Origin of the sequence: Bradyrhizobium sp. NBAIM18, assembly GCF_020193825.1 — a bacterium.
Classification (GTDB): Bacteria; Pseudomonadota; Alphaproteobacteria; order Rhizobiales; family Xanthobacteraceae; genus Bradyrhizobium; species Bradyrhizobium yuanmingense.
This window is the reverse complement of the sequence record NZ_JADYVO010000042.1, coordinates 1-16246: the sequence shown is the minus strand read 5'-3', so window position 1 is coordinate 16246 and position 16246 is coordinate 1. Positions and strand designations below refer to the sequence as shown.

Below are 16246 nucleotides of genomic sequence, written 5' to 3'. Positions count from 1 at the left end.
ACATGGGGCGGGGGATTGAAGGCTGGGGCAAGGTGACGAGGTCCGGACTCCTAGGCACTCCGGACCTCGAAACTTTTTAGATTGAACGCAGCAACGCGCCGTCCGGTGGGGCATCCGGGCGGCGCGTTGTCGTTTCAGAGCCTCTTTGTTTCGGCGCTTAGCGTGTCTGCGGCTCCAGCGTCACCGAGCAATCGCCCTGCCCTTGCGTCGCGACCACGATGTTGCCCGCGGGAGCGCCGAGAGCGATCGGCGTGGACGAGCCGCCGCCAGGCATCTGGACGATCACGCTCATTGAATCGGGACGCGCGGTCGAACCCACGGTGGTCGGCTCGGCCTGGGCGACGTTGCCGGAGGCGTCACGTCGCATGATCTGGCAGTTCACCATGTTGTTTCCGCCGGCCGCCGCCATGCTTGACGACGAGGAGGCGCTGCCACCCATTTGGGCCCGGGCCCGCGACGGATCGCGGGGTACCTGGGTGACGATGCGATGCGAGCGCGGCTCCACGATAATGACCTCGTCTTCCGTCGTGAAATATTCGTAGCCCCGATATGCAGGCTCGATCGAGACGATCTCGGGCGGCAGCCGATGCAGACGCACGCGCGAGGGAATCGTCTCGCCAACCCGGATCGAGATGTTCAGATTGCGCTCCGGCTGCGCCAGGCGTGCGCGGCTCACCGTTTCGGAGATCCGCACCTGCCTCTCGGTGGTCACTTGGGCCTGCTGGTTGACCTGCGTGTTGGTCTGCGTGGTCTGATTGGCCTGGTTGGTCTGCGTGCCCGTGGAGCCGGGCGCGGTCTGTGCGTTGTTGGTCGGAGCCGCGCGGCTGGTATCCGTCGCAGTGGCCGGCTGGTTGCTCTGTTGCGCCGGCGGCTGCTGCTCGGCGGCACTGCGCGGCGGCTGGGCCTGGTTGCGCTCGTTCTGGTTAGCCGTAGCTCCCGTGCGCTCGTTCTGCTGGCCAGCCGGGCCAGTCGTCGGGCCAGTCTTGGATCTCTCGGATTCGGCGGTTGATTTCTGCGGCGCAGCCTTGTCCTGCGCAGCCTTGTCCTGCTTGGTTTCCGCACTGCTCTTGCCCGCATCGCGTCCGGGCTTGGCGCTCTCGGCCTCCCGGTTGCGATCGCGCGAAGGCTCGCGAGAGTCTTGTGCCTGGTCCCTCGCCTTCGGTTGATTGCGCTCCGAGGCCGTCGCCGGCTGGCGCTTGTCGTCACTGGCCTCGCTCTTGGCTGCGCCGCCTCGATCCTCGCGGCCCGCGCCCTGGAGCCGCTCCTGAGCGCCTTGCGCGCGCTCTTGAACGCGGTCTTGAGCCGCACCACCGCGCTGCGGAGAAGCGCCTTTGGCCGGCTCCTCGGTCCGTTTCGGCTCGTCCCTACGCTCACCGGGCGCCTGGGCATAGGCAAGGCCGGATGCGAGCATGAGCCCGACGGCCGCAGTCGATAACATCAAATGTTGACGCATGGTCCCTCTCCTCGACAATCGCAACACAGACGCGAACGTTCTGTTCCTGCGAAGGTTCCTGAACAGGAACGCGGTCGTGGAAGTGAGCCAATCAAGTCGCCACTACATCGCATCCTTCAGCGTCAGTCGCGCCGTGAACGTCACGCTGGTCTTGCCGACCAGCGCCATGCCTTCGACTTCCGCACCGCCGGGGAAATAGTCGCCCGAAAAGCCGCAGGTGACCTCCCTGCCGCCGAATGCGAGCGTCCTGCCGACCGCCTCGGTGTGCTGATTGACGATCATGTCGCCCCGCCACTTGCCGTTCCGGAAGGTGTAGCTGCCGGTGTAGTAGAAGTAGCTGTCGCCGCCCATGATGCGGCCGTCGCTGAGCACGACCACGCCCCTGGCCTGCCCACGCTTGCCGTCCCGCATCTCGATGTCGAAGATGTAGAGGCCGTTGACGACCCTGGCCTCCTCACCCGCTTCCGCTTCATCGCCAGCTGACATCCGATCATCCCCCACCGATCCGCTGTCCCGATCAGTTCGGCACGTTCCGCTCGAGATCCTCGAGCCATGCCGCCGCACTCGAATCCGAGGGCGCGCGCCAATCGCCGCGCGGCGACAATGAACCGCCGGCCGAGACCTTCGGCCCGTTCGGCATGGCCGAGCGCTTGAACTGGCTGAAGGCGAAGAAGCGGCGCAGGAACACTTCGAGCCAGCGGCGGATCTCCGGCAGATCATAGGCCCTGCGCCGGTCGCCCGGGAAGGCCGGCGGCCATTCGCCCTTGGCAACGTCCTTCCACGCTTGAAGCGCCATGAAGGCGATCTTGGACGGCCGCATGCCGAAGCGCAGCGTATAGAACAGGTTGAAGTCCTGCAGCTCGTAAGGTCCGACGGACGCTTCCGTGCTCTGCGGCTTCTGGCCGGCCTCGACCGGCACGAGTTCCGGCGAGATCTCGGCCACAAGGATCGAGCCGAGCGTCCGATTGACGTCGTCGCTGAACTGTTTGGAGGAGATCACCCAGCGGATCAGATGCTGGATCAGCGTCTTCGGCACGCCGGCGTTGACGTTATAATGCGCCATCTGGTCGCCGACACCATAGGTGCACCAGCCGAGCGCGAGTTCGGAGAGATCGCCGGTTCCAATCACGATGCCGCCGTGATGGTTGGCTAGCCGAAACAAATAATCCGTGCGCAAGCCGGCCTGCACGTTCTCGAAGGTGACGTCGTAGACCTTCTCACCCTTGCCGAAGGGATGGCCGATATCCTTCAGCATCTGCGTCGCCGTGGTGCGGATGTCGAGCTCCTGCCAGCTCGTCTGCAACGCCTTCATCAGCGCGAGCGCGTTGGTCTTGCTCTCGCTGCCGGTGGCAAAGCCCGGCATGGTGTAGGCCAGGATGTTCTCGCGCGGCAGGCCGAGCAGGTCGACCGCCTTGGCGGCGACGATCAGGGCGTGGGTGGAATCGAGGCCGCCCGACACGCCGATCACCACGCGCTTGGTGCCGGTGGCGCGCATGCGCTGCACCAGCCCGGCGACCTGGATGTTGTAGGCCTCGTAGCAGTCCTGCTCGAGCAGGCTCTCGTCGCTCGGCACGAATGGAAAGCGCTCGACCTTGCGCAGGAAGCCGATATCGGCGGCCGGCGGCTTCAGGGCAAATGTCACCTTGCGGAAAAACGCCTCGCGCTGCCGCCGGTTGTCGTCGAACGTTCCCATCAGCGCGCGCTCCTGCCTAAGCAGGTCGAGGTCGACGTCAGCCAGCGTGATCTGGCCGCCCTGGCGGAACCGCTCACCCTCGGCCAGCAGCACGCCGTTCTCGTAGATGGAGGTCTGACCGTCCCAGGCGAGATCGGTGGTGGATTCCCCGGCCCCGGCCGCGGAATAAACGTAAGCCGCGAGGCAGCGCGCCGAAGTCGATTGGCACAGCAACGCGCGCGAGCGCGCCCGGCCGATCGTGATCGGGCTGCCCGAGAGGTTGATCAGCACGCTCGCGCCCGCAAGCGCGAGCTCCGAGGCCGGCGTCACCGGGATCCACATGTCCTCGCAGATCTCGACGCCGATAGTGAGGCCCGGAACGTCCTCAGCCGCGAACAGGAGGTCCACCCCGAACGGCGCATGCAGACCGCCAAAGGTGATGGTCTCGCCGGCCATGCCTGCACCGGAGGCGAAATGCCGGCCCTCGTAGAACTCGCGATAGGTCGGCAAGTAAGATTTCGGCACGACGCCGAGGACGTTGCCGCGATGAATGACGACGGCGCAGTTGTAGATGCGATTGCCAAAGCGCAGCGGCGCCCCGACGATCAGGACCGTCATAAGCCCCGCGGAGGCCGCAACGACGCTTGCGAGCCCGCGCTCGACCGCATCGAGCAGCGGATCCTGCTTCACCAGGTCCTCGATCGCATAACCGGACAGGCACAGCTCGGGAAACACCGCGACCGCGACCGACTGCTCATGGCAGGCATTGGCCGCCGCCAGCACGGTCTTCACGTTGGCGCTGGGATCGGCGACGTGGGAGGCGGTCACGCAGGCCGCCACGCGCGCAAATCCGTGGGCGTAAATCGAGTGGAAAGTCATCGAGCGCCGTACCCTCAAGTCTCTCGCCGGCGGCCACAGCCGTCAGCTCCAGTCATATTTAGCCCATCGGTCCGGCCCCGTGCAGGCCATCCGCCATCATGCATAACGGGTTTGCGCCCCGTCCGGTCCAGTACCGGCGGACTCAGGCGCTGCGGGCCAGCACGCCGGGCAGATCGCCGCGCAGCCACCCGGCGATCCGGGGCCAGGCATGCGCATGGGTGCGCGCGCCCATGAACAGGCCGAGATGGTTGCTGGGCTCGGATGCCGCTGCAACGAAGGCAGGTGGCGTACCGACCAGCCCCGCGGTGGCCAGCGCTTGCGTCGCCGGCACGACATCGTCGTCGAGGCCGGCGAGCAGGAAGATCGGCGCCTTGACGTCCTTCAGATCGATCGGGCGCCCGAGCGCGACGAAACGGCCCTCGGCGATGCGGTTCTCCCGGAAGATCGCGTTGACGATCTCGAGATAATAAGTGCCCGGCAGGTTGAGCGTCTCGGCGTTCCAGCGGTCGAACCGCGCCAGCAGCTCGGACCCCTGCTCGTCCGAGAGATCCCGCTGCAATGCCGTCCTGATATCGTCGTTGTCAGGGGTTTTGGACCAGAAGCGCAGCATCTCCTCGCCGCTGACATTGCCGCCACCGCGCGCGACCAGCTGGTCATAGACCAGCTCGGGCGCGTTGCGGGCAAGCCGGGACAGCGAGGACTCGATCGACAGGTCCACGGGAGCACCGACCAGAACCAGCCGCCGCACCTTGGCTGGAAAGCGCGCGGCATAGAGCAGCGACAGCCACCCGCCCTGGCACAGCCCGACGAGATCGACCGGCGCGCCGATCTCATCGATGGCGACGTTGAGATCGCCGAGATAGCTGTCGATCGAGAGATAGCGCATGTCCGGCGTCGCCGACCGCCAGTCGGTGAGATAGACCCGGTCGATGCCGCCATTCTGCAGCGACTGCACCACGCTGTGTCCCGGGCCGAAATCGGCGATCAGGGCCCGGTGCAGCGCATAGGGCGCGCAGACCAGCGCCGGCTGGCCCGACCGGGTCTGCGAGCAATCGCGCAAGCGCATCGTTGCGAGCTCCAGCGCAACGCGGCTCGGCGTCGTCCATGGCAGGCTGCTGTCACCCTGTTGCTCGGGTGCCCGCTCCAGCCACCAGAAGCAGGCATCCATGGCGAGCTGCGCTGCGGCAAACGGCCAGAGCCGCGGATCATCAGGAGCCTGCGCTGGCCCACGTGGCGGTTTGGCGGTCTTGTCCACCATGGCTACCTCGACATCCTCACAGAAACGCCTCGAGGCTCACGACGGCAATGCCGAGGTCCCGAAAACTCCGATGGGTCGCCGCGACCGAGCCGTCCAGATCGATGCCGCGACAGGCATCCTCGATGACGGCCACCTCCAACCCTGCCTTGCGCGCATCTTCCGCCGAGAAGCGGACGCAGAAGTCCAGCGCCAGACCAGCGACAAAGACGGTCTTCAGCTCGCGTTCGCGCAAATAACCAAGCAATCCGGTCGGTGTCCGATGGTCGTTCTCGAACAACGCCGAGTAGGAATCGATGCCGCGGCGAAAGCCCTTGCGCACCACGAGGCTCGCCCGTGTCACGTGGAGATCGCGATGAAATTCCGCGCCGGCCGTGCCTTGCACGCAATGCGTCGGCCACAGCACCTGCCGGCCATAGTCGAGCTCGATGGTCTCGAACGGCTGCTTGCCGGCATGGTTCGGCGCGAACGAGACGTGGTCGCTCGGATGCCAGTCCTGGGTCAGCACCAGATTGGCGAATTTTTGGGCGATCCTGTTGATGGCGGGCACGACCTTCTCGCCACCGGGAACGGCGAGCGCCCCGCCGGTGCAGAAGTCGTTCTGCACGTCGATCACCAGCAACACGTCGCTGTCGGAAATCTTCATCGCCGTCCCATTTCGATCTGCCGGGCGCGACGGCGCCGGGCGACCACCTCAGTGTCGGCCTTCCCGCGCGGCTTCGCAACCACTGGCACGCGCGGCAGCTGCGCGAATTGGTCACCGTGGCCGCCACGATGCAACGGTTTGACCTCGTCCGTGTTGACTAGGCGCACCCACGGGCAGATTCTCGCACCGCCCGCGCCAGGCGGATCGGGTCGAAGCAGCGGAGGACAGGGCTGCCAGGGCCTGAAGGTCGTGGCGGCGATGAGGCCATGAATATCGGCAAGACCGGAAAAATTCTTCTCGCCGATATCGGCGGCACCAATGCGCGCTTCGCGCTGAGCCCGAGCGGTCAGACCGGACCGATCGACTATGTCAAGGTCGCCGACTTCCCGACCGTGCGCGAAGCCATCGCGGACGTTTTGGCGCGCCGGTCCAACGGCGAGCAGCCCCATCGCGCGGTGCTGGCCGTGGCGGGTCCCGTCACCAACAATCGCTGCGTCATGACCAACAGTCCCTGGGTCATCGACGGCAACGAGCTGCAGTCCGCGCTCGGCTTCGACAGCGTCCATGTGCTGAACGATTTCGAGGTGGTGGCCTGGTCCCTGCCTGCCTTGGAGCCTTCCGACCTGGTCCCACTCGGCGGCGGCGACGGCCTGGCCGGCGAGCCGTTGCTGGTCGTGGGGCCTGGAACCGGATTTGGTGTGTCCTGCCTGGTCGACCGCCATGGTTCGCGCCTGGCCGTCGTTACCGAGGCTGGACATGCGACCCTGCCGGCGGAGAACGAGCGCGAGGAGCGCGTGATCGCCTGCTTGCGGCAGCGCCTCGGCCATGTCTCGATCGAGCGCGGTGCCCTCTCGGGCTCGGGGCTGCAAAACCTGTATGAAGCGTTGACCGAGATCGACGGGGTCCAGGTGCCGCATCGCGATGCCGCCGGGATCACCAAGGCGGCCCTGGAGAACAGCTGTCCGGTCAGCCGCGCGACGCTGGAGATGTTTTGCGCCATCCTCGGCTCGGTCGCCGGCAATCTCGCGGTGACCTTCGGCGCCCGCGGCGGGGTCTATGTCGCCGGTGGAATCGTGCCGCGCTTCCGCGAGTTCCTCGCCGCCTCTGCGTTCCGGGCACGCTTCGAAGCCAAGGGACGGTTCCAGGATTATCTGCGCAACATCCCGACCAGGCTCGTGATCAAGCCCGATGCAAGCTTCCTCGGCCTGACGACGTTTGCCGAGCACAATTCCAGCTGAGTAGCGGTCTCAGGCGGCGAGTTCCCGTCATGCACAGCTGATTGCGGCGCACCTGCGGTTCCACGCAGGTTCATGCTTGCCTGCGTGTTCCCGATGAGAAACAATCCACCCGTGTGTGGCGTAGTTGCGGGGGCGTGACATGCGTAAGCAGGCTTCGGGTTTCGACTATCACCGCTATCACCGCCTGTTGCGCGAAGCGGACAGCGAGGACAAGCGGCTGGCGCTCATCGAGCTCCTGATCGAGGAAAAGGCCCGCGACCAGCTGGCTGCCCAGCGCGCTTCGGATCGCGCGGCCATGACGGCTCACACCATTGCCAGGGTGCTGAGGAACGGCCGCAACCCTGCCGGTTGAGTCCTTCCGCCAGGCGGCAAAAGCGCGATCGGTCAGCTCGGGATAGTGGCTGACGGCTCCGGAAACATCGAGTCGATCATGGCCTTGAGCTGATCCATCGCGATCGGCTTGCGCAGGATCGGCCTACGCCGGAGCAAGGACGGCAGCAGTTCCGGACCGTAGCCTGTGGCGAATAGAAACGGTTTTCCGCGACGTTCAATCAAATCGGCGACGGGGTCGACATAGACTCCCATCAGATTGATGTCGAGGATGGCCAGATCGTACTGCGCGGTCATGGCAAAGGCGCTGGCGTCGCGCACATTGTCGGCTTCCGCAACGACGTGGTGGCCGAGTTCCTCCACCATGTCGGCGATCATCATCCGGATCAACGCCTCGTCTTCGACCAGGAAAACGGAGAGTCCGTCCGCCATATCAACCCCGCAATCAGCCTTGCGAAGCTAAGCATAACCGAATTGCGCTGTAGATACACGAATTCGTGGCGGGCGCCGTTAATTCACACGCGCCCGAACCGATTCAACTTGATCAATCCAGTCCGCGCTCGTGGCTGAGCCGCACCATCGCCTGGATGAACACCTGCTTCTGCTTATCGTCGAGGCTCGAAAAGAGCGGCTCGGCGGCATCGGCGACGTTACGCTGATCGCCGGCGCGATCGATCAGGAACTGGGCCTCGTTGCGCATCTGCTCAATGATGTCGTCGGGCGGATCGCGCTTGGCGCGCGCAATCCGCAGGTTGAGCCGCTCTGCGCCATTATGCCCGAGGTAGTGCATCGCGCTCGAGAACCCGTACCAGTGCTTCTCCTGATCCGGCGTGAGATTCAGCTCGCTCTTGATCCGCTCGATGTAGGAATCGCTGTTGGCGACGATCTGCTCGGCAGTCAGCTGCGGCGCACCGGGCTGGGTCAGAACCGTGACTTCCTTGTTGTCTTTACCCTTGTTGTCCTGCGGCGCGTTCTTCGCCTCCTTGGTCGCCTTGGCGCTCTTGCCCTTGGCGCTCTTGGCATCCTTGTCCTTGGCCCCGCCCTGCTGCTTGGAATCCTTCGCCGCGTCCTTGCCGGCCTCCCGGGGCGGCGGCGCCTGATTGCCGGTGTTGGTGTTGCCGACCCCGAGCACGCCGGTGAAGACGCCGACCACGCCGCCGATGGCGCCACCGAGCACACCACCGACCGGACCTGCCGCCTTGTTGCCGGCCGCGGCGCCTTCCTGAACGCCCTTGACCAGACCTTGAGCATTCGCCACCGCGCCGGCCCCGAGCAACAGCGCGAGCATAGACCCCAGCGCCAGGCATCGCCGCAGATGAAGCCGCGCTGGTGCCGCCGGTTTGATCATTCTCGTCTCCATCATCGATCTGGCCTGTCAGCGAGGATCAGCCGCCAAGCGTAACTCTATCGTTTGCGCCGCTTCGAGGTCCAGACGCGGCCGATTGCTGTCCACGCCCGAAAGGTCTTTCACGCGAAGCGGTTATCCAGCCTCTTGCGAAACTGAGGCGCAATTGCGCACGGCAGCGTTCGAGGCCGTTTGGCGCGAAGTGTGCGTCGCAAAAAAACACCGTGCGCTGCGCCTGCGGCCCTATCGCCTTGCCAGACGTTGCGACCTTTCCGGGCACAACATGAGTTTTGGACGCGGAGCCGTTCGGCTTTCTCGACAGACGCGATCAATCATGATCTGATCGCGCTACCAATTTGCTGCGACAGGCGTGAATTGCCCACGCAGGCCGACGGCACCAACAAGAAAATCGACAACAAGAACTCAAGAAAGAAGTCTCAGAGGAAACTCCAACAACAACACCCAAGCGAGGAAACGAGATGTCACGCAAGACACTGACGCGACGTCAATTTGTGGCTGCCACTGCAATGTCCTCCGCGGCGCTGATCTCGGCGCCCTATGTCCGGGGCGCTTACGCCGCCGGCAAGCTCTCGATCGGCTTCTGGGACCATTGGGTGCCGGGCGCCAACAAGGCCTCGACCGAGCTCGTCAACGAATGGGCGGCGAAGGAGAAGGTCGAAGTCACGATCGACTACATCCCCAGCCAGGGCAACAAGAACCTGCTCACCATTGCTGCCGAAGCGCAGGCAAAGTCGGGCCATGATATTTTTGCCATGCCGACGTGGTGGGCCCACGCCAATGCCGACCAATTGGAGAATGTCAGCGACATCATGGGGCCGATCATCGCCGAGAATGGCGACGTGAACGGCACGGCCAAGTATCTGGGCACGGCCGGGAGCAAATGGCTTGGAGTTCCGGCTTCCGTCGGCAGCCAGATCAAGGGTCCCTGCTCCCGCATCGATCTGATGAAGAAGCATGCTGGCATCGACGTGCAGGCGATGTATCCGGTCGGTTCTGAACCAAAAGCTGATAACTGGACGCTGGAGACATTCCTGAAGGCTGCCGAAGCCTGTCACAAGGCTGGCGTCCCGTTCGGCATCGGCCTCGGCGAGACCACCGACAACGTCGATACGGCGGGCGCGATCTTCCTGTCGTTCGGCGCCCAGCTCGTTGACGCCAAGGGCAATCTCACCGTCAAGACCGATGCGGTTCGTCAGGCACTCGAATTCTACAAGAAGCTGATTAGCTTCCTGCCGCCCGACGCCGCAGCCTGGGATGACGCATCCAACAATAAATGGCTGGTCTCCGGAAGGGGGGCGATGATCATGAACCCGCCGAGCGCCTGGGCCGTTGCCAGACGCGACGCGCCGCAGGTTGCGGAGCAATGCTGGACTCACGGGTTCCCGGCCGGACCCAAGGGGCGTTTCGCCCCCTACCTGCCGTACTTCTGGAGCATCTGGAATTTCTCGAAGAACAAGGACGCGGCGAAGAGCCTCCTCGTCCAACTCTCGAAGCCGGCGTCCATCGAAAAGATGGTGGTCGCAAGCGGCGGCTACGATCTACCGGCCTACGAGAAGCTGACGACGTTGAAGGTGTGGCAGGAAGAAGGGCCGCCGAAGGGTACGCTCTATCACTATCCCAACCCCTACAAGCATCAGACGCTGTCGATTGCAGCCTCCCCCGCGCCGCCGAAGATTGCACAGCAGATCTACGCGCAGGCCACGCTGACCAAGATGTGTTTGCGCTATCATCAAGGTGAAGCGATGGAGAAGACTCTCGCCTGGGCCGAAGGCGAGTGCGAAGGCTTCATGCGGAGCTGAGCCGAAACGGCGTGCCGCGACGGTCTTGCGCCGCCGCGGCAAGTCCTCCGTCTCACTCACCTCGCGAGAGCCGACGGCGTCGGCTCTCGAACCTTCCAAAAGTCGGGCTTACCGACCAAACGCGCGAGGAAAATGCACCATGGCGGACGTCGCATTGCAGCCGAACAGGGTTGGCGCAGCGCAACCGGCGCGAAAACGCTCCAGCCTGCAAAAGGCGCTCAAACGCAAATCGACTGTGGCGTTCCTGATGACGCTGCCGCTGATCATTCTCATCGCACTTCTGGTGATCTATCCCGCGTTCTATTCGCTTCACCTGGCGACACTCAACAAGTCGATGCAGAAATTCATCGGCCTCGGGAATTTCGAGTTCTTGTTCAGGCGCGACACCTTTTGGCTGGTGGTCAAGCAATCGTGCATCTTCGCGATCACGGCCGTGATCTTCAAGGCGCTGATTGGGTTCATCGTCGCGCACTTCGTCCACAACATTCCGGCCAAGGGGCAGCGCAAATGGCGCGGCATGCTGCTGGTGCCATGGGTGATCCCGCCCGCGATGAGCACGCTGGCGTGGCTGTGGCTGTTCGATCCCTCCTACAGTGCGTTCAACTACACGCTGTCATTCTTCGGAATCGGACCGATCCCGTGGACGGGCGACGCCGCCTGGGCGCGCTTCTCCGTCATTCTGGTCAACGTCTGGTATGGCGCGCCGTTCTTCATGATCATGTATCTGGCGGCTCTGAAATCGGTGCCCGACCAGCTCTATGAAGCGGCAGCGATCGATGGCGCCAATTGGTGGCAACGGATCTGGTACGTGACTCTGCCGATGATGCGCAACATCATCGCGATCACGACGCTGTTCTCGCTGATAGTGACCTTCGCCAATTTCGACATCGTCCGAATCCTGACCGCCGGTGGCCCTCTCGACCACACCCACATCTTTGCCACCTGGGCCTTCCGGATCGGCATCGAAGGAAGCGATATTCCGCTCGGTGCCAGCGTTTCCCTGTTCATGGTGCCGATTCTGGCGGTCGCAGCGATCTTCATCCTGCGGGATGTCAACAAGCGCGGGAATGAAGCCTGATGAGCTCAGTCACGATCGACAAAGCTGCGCCGACGCGTACCGTCAAGTACGGAAGCATGAGCCGCGACCGCAAATGGGCGCTGCGATGGTCGTACTTCTTTCTGACGCTGTTTGCGATCTTCTCGCTGCTTCCGCCGATTTACATGCTGATCACCTCACTCAAGAGCAGCGCCGAAATCTCGGCGGCGACCAATCCATGGTGGGTTTTCAACCCGACGCTGGAGAACTATGTCGGCCTGCTGACCTCGAACCAATATCTGCGGTTCTTCTGGAATTCCGCGCTGGTTTCAATATTCGTGGTCACCATCACGATGCTGATCAGCGTGCCCGCGGCATTTGCCCTCGCCCGGATGCGGTTCTGGGGTTCAGCCACGCTGGCGACCGGCGTGTTCCTGACCTACCTGATTCCGGACACCCTGTTGTTCATCCCGCTGTTCAAGGTGTTTGCACTGTTCGGCGACTGGACCGGCATCCAGCTCATCAATCGCTGGTACGTGCTGCTGCTCATCTATCCGACGCTCACGGTACCGTTCTGCACCTGGATCATGATCGGCTACTTCGCCTCGATCCCCAAGGAGCTCGACGAAGCCGCCATCATCGATGGAGCGTCCTGGTTCCAGACTCTGACCCGGATCTTCATTCCGGTGGCGCTGCCCGGGCTGATTGCCGCGACGATCTTCGCCTTCACCGTGTCCTGGGCGCAATTCCTCTATCCGCTCGTGTTCACGACCTCAACGGACCAGCTCGTTTTGCCCGTCGGCATCATTACAACGCTGATCAAGGGCGACGTCTTTAATTGGGGGCAGATCATGACCGGCGCGCTGCTCGGCGCCGCGCCGCCGCTGATCATCTACGCATTCCTGATGGACTACTACATTGCCGGCCTGACCGCCGGCGCGACAAAGGGTTGATGGCGAGGAGCTGAAGTTCGATGGCTGACGTTGCTTTGCGGAAGGTTGTCAAGCGTTACGACGATGTCGAAGCCGTGCGCGGCATCGACCTCGACATCGCCGACCATGAGTTCATCGTGCTGGTCGGCCCCTCCGGCTGCGGCAAGTCGACCACGCTGCGCATGATCGCAGGGCTCGAGGACATCAGCGACGGCGACATCATGATCGGCGGCGACATCGTCAACGACGTCCCGCCGAAGGACCGCGACATCGCCATGGTGTTCCAGAACTACGCGCTCTACCCGCACATGACGGTCGCCGAGAACATGTCGTTCGGGCTGCGCCTGAAGCACTATCCCAAGGCCGAGATCAAGGCGCGCGTGACCGAAGCCGCCCGCCTCCTCGACATCACCGATCTGATCGACCGCAAGCCGAAGCAGCTCTCCGGCGGCCAGCGCCAGCGCGTCGCCATGGGCCGGGCCATCGTGCGCAATCCCAAGGTCTTCCTGTTCGACGAGCCGCTGTCCAATCTCGACGCCAAGCTCCGCGTGCAGATGCGGATCGAGATCAAGAAGGTGCACCAGAAGGTGCGCACCACCACGGTCTACGTCACCCACGACCAGGTCGAGGCGATGACGCTGGCCGACCGCGTGGTGGTGATGAACAAGGGCCGCATCGAGCAGATCGGCACGCCGAACGAGCTCTATCACAAGCCGGCGACGCGCTTCGTCGCGGGCTTCATCGGCTCGCCCGCAATGAACTTCATCCCGTGCCGGCTCGAGGATGTCGGGGGCACGCTCCAGATCCGCCTCACCGACCGCATCGCCTTCCCGCTGCCGCCGGCCCGCGCCGCGCGCTACAACGCGCTGCCTCGCACCGAGAAGCTGTTGCTCGGCATCCGTCCCGAGCATCTCACCGAGTCGCACGCGCATCTGGCGCCCGGCGTCGAGACCTTCGACACCGTGCTCGACGTCACCGAACCGATGGGCATGGAGACGCTGGTCTATTTCGGGCTCGACGGCGCGCCGGTCTGCGGTCGCGTCGATCCCAATGCCGGCGCCAAGGACGGGGCACCCATGCGCCTGGCGATGGACCTCAACAACATGCACCTGCTAAATGAGGAGACCGGCGTCGTGTTGTGACGCCGCCTCAAAAAAGCGCAGGTAGGGGAGCGATGGCGACCAACAAGAAGAAGATTTTCGTTACGCAAACTTTGTCGCAAGGGGCTCGCGCCCTCCTCACCCAGCGGGACGATATCGAGCTCGTCGAGTTTCCGAACCTGATCTCGGCGAAGGATTTCGAGGCCTTGTTGAAGAGCCATGCGCCCGTCCATGGCGTGGCGCTGGGCGCCACCGCTTTCGGCGAGACCGAGCTCGAGGCGGCCGGTGACATGAAGGTGGTGACCCGCATCGGCGTCGGCTACGACGCCGTCGACGTGCCCGCCCTCTCCCGCCGCAAGGTACCGCTGATGGTCGCCGGCAGCGCCAACTCGCCCTCGGTTGCGGAAGCGGCGCTGTTCATGATGCTGACGCTGGCCAAGCGCGCGCAGGAGCTGCATTCCTGCGTCAAGGAGGGCACCTGGGCCGACCGGCTCGGCATACTGCCGTTCGATCTCTACGGCAAGACCGTGCTGATCGTCGGCTTCGGCCGCATCGGCAGCCGCACAGCGAAGCGCTGCCTGGCATTCGAGATGAAGGTGCAGGTCTACGATCCCTACAAGGACGCCGCCGACATCAAGGCGGCCGGATGCGAGCCGGTCACCGACCTCGACGCCGCGCTGCCTCAAGCCGACTTCGTCACCATCCACTGCCCGAAGACGCCGGAGACCGTCGGCCTGTTCGATGCTGACAGGATCGGCCGCATGAAGCTGAGATCCTACCTCATCAACACCGCGCGCGGCGGCATCGTGAAGGAAGCGGCGCTCTATGACGCGCTGACGTCCGGAAAGCTCGCCGGCGCCGGCATCGACGTGTTCGAGGTGGAGCCGCCGCCGGTCAGCAACGCGCTGTTCGCGCTGCCCAACGTCATCATGGCCCCGCATGTGGCCGGCGTCACGGTCGAGGCGGTGAGCCGCATGAGCGAGCAGACCGCGCGCAATATCTTGAGCGTGTTGGACGGCGATCCCATCAGGCAGAACGTCATCAACCAGGACGTGCTGGGCTGAGATTATGGAAGGTCGGCGGCGCGCTCGCCCGCCTTCGGAACGCCAGAAAGCGTCCCATTTTGGTGCAGATCGGGCCCCAACTCAGCCTTAATCAAACGCGCGTAATGGAGGCGAAAGCACGGCGGCAGCGGGACAGACTGGCCGCCGTGTCGAGCTGGAGGATGACCCCTTGTCAGAGATCGATCCGACCGACCAAACGCTGGCGACCATCGCCAGCATCCTGGAGAACCCCGAGCCCGTTCTCGTCATTCGCAAGACCGAGACCGAAATCGTGGTCGCCGGAGAGCGTGAGCACGTCGCGTCTGACGAGCCGCCGATCGTGGACGAGCATCCGGTGATCGACGAGCATCCCTTGGTCGAAGAGCATCCCGTGGTCGAGGAGCAGCCGCTGGCTCCGGAGCACACCGATGCCGACGGCTACAGCAAGGTTGGTCCGGGACCCATGGTCGCGATCCGTCTGAAATGGACGGTCCATCGCGGCGATGACGGCCAGTACTATGTCCACGAGACCATCGGCGAGCAATCCGCCCCCGTGGTCAGCGGTCCCATGACGAGCGAGGCCGCGGTGCGTTTCGTCGACACCCAGCAAGACGAGGCGCAGCGGCGCTTCGAGCTGCTGCGCAGCGAGATCGCCGGCCGCAGCTCGCTCGCCGATTACGAACGCAAGGGCGAAGCGTAGGCTCTCGCATTTGAACATCTAGTAGTCGTCGTCATGCCCGGGCTTGTCCCGGGCATCCACGTTTTTTGTGCTGCGAGCACAGGCGTGGATGGCCGGGACAAGCCGGACAAGCCCGGCCATGACGCTGTGGAGACAAGCGTGCCCACGGCCCACGCCTCATCTGCGATTACCCGTCGTTGGACAGAGTCGAGCCTGCCGGCCTGCGCTGGGCCGCGTCCTCCTGTCGCTTTCCCCCGCCAAACTTTGGACCGGCTCCAGGCCTATTGAACCCGGAACCGCCGGAAGACGACTCACAGCAACGACAGTGATCTAGATCACTTTTTGCAAGCGAGCCGGCACGTAAGCGTCGGTGCGGGGACCACCTGTTCAGGAGACGGAAATGAGGAAGCTGTTGGCCACGGCCGCATTCCTTTTGGCGAGCACTGCCGCGCAGGCGCAGTACACGTTTGAATATGGCGGGCGCACCATCCGCATCGATCCGGACCGCGGCACGGTGCAGATCCCCGGCGTCTACGACAACACAGGCCAGAATAAGCCCAAGAAGGCCAAGAAGAACGAGACAGCGCCGCAGCAGGCCACGGTCGACCCGCAAGCGCCGGCTGCTCCGGCCCCAGCCCCCGCTCCTGCTGCGCCGCCCGCAGCCGTGCAGGCGCCCGCGGCCGCCGTCGCGCCGCCTCCTGCTCCGCCGACGGCCGCGACCGCGGCCAATACGCCGGCCCAAACGGCCGTTGCGCCGCCGCCTGCACCACCTCCGGCCCCTGCGCCGGTCGAGCAGCAAGCCGCGCCCGCCGTGGCCC

General features: G+C 64.3%; 15 protein-coding genes and 1 pseudogene. 9 read left to right on the top strand and 7 right to left on the bottom strand.

Going from position 1 to position 16246, the window contains the following annotated elements; all coding sequences use genetic code 11:
* Window positions 1-157: 157 nt before the first annotated feature.
* The 5 genes from I6F17_RS36845 to pncA form a co-directional block, all read right to left on the bottom strand.
* A complete protein-coding gene (locus tag I6F17_RS36845) occupies window positions 158-1453 on the bottom strand; it encodes a DUF1236 domain-containing protein (protein ID WP_225132106.1) in 1296 nt (431 codons plus the stop codon).
* Between the two features lie 102 nt (window positions 1454-1555).
* Window positions 1556-1939 carry a GrlR family regulatory protein gene (locus I6F17_RS36840; protein WP_036012369.1) on the bottom strand — a complete coding sequence of 128 codons (384 nt, stop codon included), beginning with the start codon at window positions 1937-1939 and terminating at the stop codon, window positions 1556-1558.
* A gap of 31 nt (window positions 1940-1970) precedes the next feature.
* Window positions 1971-4004 carry an NAD(+) synthase gene (locus tag I6F17_RS36835; protein ID WP_225132107.1) on the bottom strand — a complete coding sequence of 678 codons (2034 nt, stop codon included), beginning with the start codon at window positions 4002-4004 and terminating at the stop codon, window positions 1971-1973.
* Between the two features lie 142 nt (window positions 4005-4146).
* On the bottom strand, window positions 4147-5262 hold the full coding sequence (locus I6F17_RS36830) for an alpha/beta fold hydrolase (protein ID WP_225132108.1): 1116 nt from the start codon (window positions 5260-5262) through the stop codon (window positions 4147-4149).
* Between the two features lie 16 nt (window positions 5263-5278).
* Window positions 5279-5905 carry a bifunctional nicotinamidase/pyrazinamidase gene (gene pncA, locus I6F17_RS36825; RefSeq protein ID WP_225132109.1) on the bottom strand — a complete coding sequence of 209 codons (627 nt, stop codon included), beginning with the start codon at window positions 5903-5905 and terminating at the stop codon, window positions 5279-5281.
* 266 nt (window positions 5906-6171) lie between these two features.
* Between pncA and glk the strand changes: the two genes are divergently transcribed.
* Together glk and I6F17_RS36815 are read left to right on the top strand one after the other, a co-directional pair.
* Window positions 6172-7143, top strand: coding sequence for a glucokinase (gene glk / locus I6F17_RS36820; protein ID WP_225132110.1), 972 nt, complete (start codon window positions 6172-6174; stop codon window positions 7141-7143).
* A 139-nt stretch (window positions 7144-7282) separates the two neighbouring features.
* Entirely contained in the window at window positions 7283-7495 is a 213-nt protein-coding gene (locus tag I6F17_RS36815; protein WP_225132111.1) for a hypothetical protein, read from the top strand.
* 32 nt (window positions 7496-7527) lie between these two features.
* Here I6F17_RS36815 and I6F17_RS36810 read toward each other — a convergent pair whose 3' ends face one another.
* Together I6F17_RS36810 and I6F17_RS36805 are read right to left on the bottom strand one after the other, a co-directional pair.
* A complete protein-coding gene (locus tag I6F17_RS36810) occupies window positions 7528-7905 on the bottom strand; it encodes a response regulator (protein ID WP_036012398.1) in 378 nt (125 codons plus the stop codon).
* A gap of 112 nt (window positions 7906-8017) precedes the next feature.
* Window positions 8018-8821, bottom strand: a complete 804-nt coding sequence (locus tag I6F17_RS36805; RefSeq protein WP_225132112.1) for a Spy/CpxP family protein refolding chaperone — start codon at window positions 8819-8821, stop codon at window positions 8018-8020.
* Window positions 8822-9297: 476 nt separating this feature from the next.
* Here I6F17_RS36805 and I6F17_RS36800 point away from each other — a divergent pair, with 476 nt between their 5' ends.
* The 7 genes and pseudogenes from I6F17_RS36800 to I6F17_RS36770 form a co-directional block, all read left to right on the top strand.
* The gene (locus I6F17_RS36800) at window positions 9298-10638 is read left to right on the top strand and encodes an extracellular solute-binding protein (protein ID WP_036039658.1); all 1341 of its coding nucleotides are present in this window, start codon (window positions 9298-9300) and stop codon (window positions 10636-10638) included.
* A gap of 139 nt (window positions 10639-10777) precedes the next feature.
* Window positions 10778-11716, top strand: a complete 939-nt coding sequence (locus I6F17_RS36795) for a sugar ABC transporter permease (protein ID WP_036039659.1) — start codon at window positions 10778-10780, stop codon at window positions 11714-11716.
* The gene (locus I6F17_RS36790; RefSeq protein ID WP_036039660.1) at window positions 11716-12627 is read left to right on the top strand and encodes a carbohydrate ABC transporter permease; all 912 of its coding nucleotides are present in this window, start codon (window positions 11716-11718) and stop codon (window positions 12625-12627) included. Before I6F17_RS36795 ends, I6F17_RS36790 begins: the two co-directional genes overlap by 1 nt.
* 20 nt (window positions 12628-12647) lie before the next feature.
* A complete protein-coding gene (gene ugpC / locus I6F17_RS36785; RefSeq protein WP_036039661.1) occupies window positions 12648-13748 on the top strand; it encodes a sn-glycerol-3-phosphate ABC transporter ATP-binding protein UgpC in 1101 nt (366 codons plus the stop codon).
* A 32-nt stretch (window positions 13749-13780) separates the two neighbouring features.
* Window positions 13781-14770 (top strand): hydroxyacid dehydrogenase, encoded by a 990-nt coding sequence (locus I6F17_RS36780; RefSeq protein WP_225132113.1) that lies wholly within the window; start codon window positions 13781-13783, stop codon window positions 14768-14770.
* A 169-nt stretch (window positions 14771-14939) separates the two neighbouring features.
* Window positions 14940-15449: a hypothetical protein gene (locus tag I6F17_RS36775; protein WP_225132114.1), complete on the top strand. Its 510-nt coding sequence runs from the start codon at window positions 14940-14942 to the stop codon at window positions 15447-15449.
* A 379-nt stretch (window positions 15450-15828) separates the two neighbouring features.
* Window positions 15829-16246, top strand: a pseudogene (locus I6F17_RS36770) (DUF2147 domain-containing protein); the annotation flags it as partial.

What these genes read in the sequence shown, in the direction of transcription:
- I6F17_RS36845 (WP_225132106.1), bottom strand. Translation starts at nt 1,453, where the DNA reads ATGCGTCAACATTTGATGTTATCGACTGCGGCCGTCGGGCTCATGCTC.
- I6F17_RS36840 (WP_036012369.1), bottom strand. Translation starts at nt 1,939, where the DNA reads ATGTCAGCTGGCGATGAAGCGGAAGCGGGTGAGGAGGCCAGGGTCGTC.
- I6F17_RS36835 (WP_225132107.1), bottom strand. Translation starts at nt 4,004, where the DNA reads ATGACTTTCCACTCGATTTACGCCCACGGATTTGCGCGCGTGGCGGCC.
- I6F17_RS36830 (WP_225132108.1), bottom strand. Translation starts at nt 5,262, where the DNA reads ATGGTGGACAAGACCGCCAAACCGCCACGTGGGCCAGCGCAGGCTCCT.
- pncA (WP_225132109.1), bottom strand. Translation starts at nt 5,905, where the DNA reads ATGAAGATTTCCGACAGCGACGTGTTGCTGGTGATCGACGTGCAGAAC.
- glk (WP_225132110.1), top strand. Translation starts at nt 6,172, where the DNA reads ATGAATATCGGCAAGACCGGAAAAATTCTTCTCGCCGATATCGGCGGC.
- I6F17_RS36815 (WP_225132111.1), top strand. Translation starts at nt 7,283, where the DNA reads ATGCGTAAGCAGGCTTCGGGTTTCGACTATCACCGCTATCACCGCCTG.
- I6F17_RS36810 (WP_036012398.1), bottom strand. Translation starts at nt 7,905, where the DNA reads ATGGCGGACGGACTCTCCGTTTTCCTGGTCGAAGACGAGGCGTTGATC.
- I6F17_RS36805 (WP_225132112.1), bottom strand. Translation starts at nt 8,821, where the DNA reads ATGATCAAACCGGCGGCACCAGCGCGGCTTCATCTGCGGCGATGCCTG.
- I6F17_RS36800 (WP_036039658.1), top strand. Translation starts at nt 9,298, where the DNA reads ATGTCACGCAAGACACTGACGCGACGTCAATTTGTGGCTGCCACTGCA.
- I6F17_RS36795 (WP_036039659.1), top strand. Translation starts at nt 10,778, where the DNA reads ATGGCGGACGTCGCATTGCAGCCGAACAGGGTTGGCGCAGCGCAACCG.
- I6F17_RS36790 (WP_036039660.1), top strand. Translation starts at nt 11,716, where the DNA reads ATGAGCTCAGTCACGATCGACAAAGCTGCGCCGACGCGTACCGTCAAG.
- ugpC (WP_036039661.1), top strand. Translation starts at nt 12,648, where the DNA reads ATGGCTGACGTTGCTTTGCGGAAGGTTGTCAAGCGTTACGACGATGTC.
- I6F17_RS36780 (WP_225132113.1), top strand. Translation starts at nt 13,781, where the DNA reads ATGGCGACCAACAAGAAGAAGATTTTCGTTACGCAAACTTTGTCGCAA.